The sequence below is a fragment of the Streptomyces colwelliae genome, assembly GCF_048158785.1.
Classification (GTDB): domain Bacteria; phylum Actinomycetota; class Actinomycetes; order Streptomycetales; family Streptomycetaceae; genus Streptomyces.
In genome coordinates, this window is the sequence record NZ_JBLTJC010000831.1 from 1 (window position 1) to 995 (window position 995).

The 995-nt window shown below is 75.5% G+C and carries 1 protein-coding gene; it reads left to right on the forward strand.

The annotated features are described in order from the left end of the window. Window positions 1-995: NB-ARC domain-containing protein (locus ACNFOC_RS54665; RefSeq protein WP_416966351.1), on the forward strand; the 995-nt coding region annotated here is incomplete at both ends.

Below are 995 nucleotides of genomic sequence, written 5' to 3' on the forward strand. Positions count from 1 at the left end.
CCCCACCCCCTCGTCGTCATCAGCGGCATGGCCGGCGTAGGCAAGAGCGCCCTCGCGCTGCACGCGGCCCATGAGTTGCGGAACCGCTTCCCCGACGGGCAGTTGTACGTGAACCTGCACGGCGCCACCCCCGGCATGACCCCCCTCACCGCCGGCCAAGCGCTCCACGCCCTGCTCCGTGACCTCGGCGCCGAACCACGTCACATCCCCGAACACCCGGACGCGGCAACGGCGTTGCTCCGCTCCCTGCTCGCCCCGACCCGCACGCTGATGGTGCTGGACGACGCCGAGAACGCCGCCCAGGTACGGCCGTTGCTGCCGGCCGGTACCGGCTGCGCGGTGATCGTCACCAGCCGTTCGCCGCTGACCGCGCTCGACGGTGCCCGCCGTTTCCCGCTCGCGCCCCTGCCCGGCGAGGACAGCGCCGCACTGCTGCGCGCGGTCTCCGGTCGCGACGGCCTCGACGCGACCCACCCGCTCGTCGAACTCACCGGCCGCCTCCCGCTGGCCCTGCGCGTCGTCGCCGCCCGACTGGCCGCGCGCCGGGCCCTCACCCCGGACGTCCTGGCCGGTCAACTGGCCGCCACGGAAGGCCGGTTGCACCACCTGGAGTACGACGACCTCAGCGTCCGCCGTTCCCTGGCCGTGGCCCACGACGCGCTGGCCGCCTCCGACCGCCGGACCGACCGCGACGCGGCCCGCACCCTGCGCCACATCGGCGCCCTCGACCTCCCGACGTACGGCGCCCCCCTGCTCGCCCGCCTCGCCCGCACCGACGAACGCCGCGCCGCTGCCGCCCTCGACCGCCTCGTCGACGTAGCCCTCCTGGAGGAGACGGCCTACGGCCGCTACACCCCCCACGACCTGATCCGCGACTTCGCCCGCGAACTGGCGGAGGACGGGCCCCGCAGCGCCACCACGAACGCCGAGCCACCCGGCGCCACCGCATCCACCGAGCCACCCGGCGCCCTCACTGACCCCACCCCCACTGACCC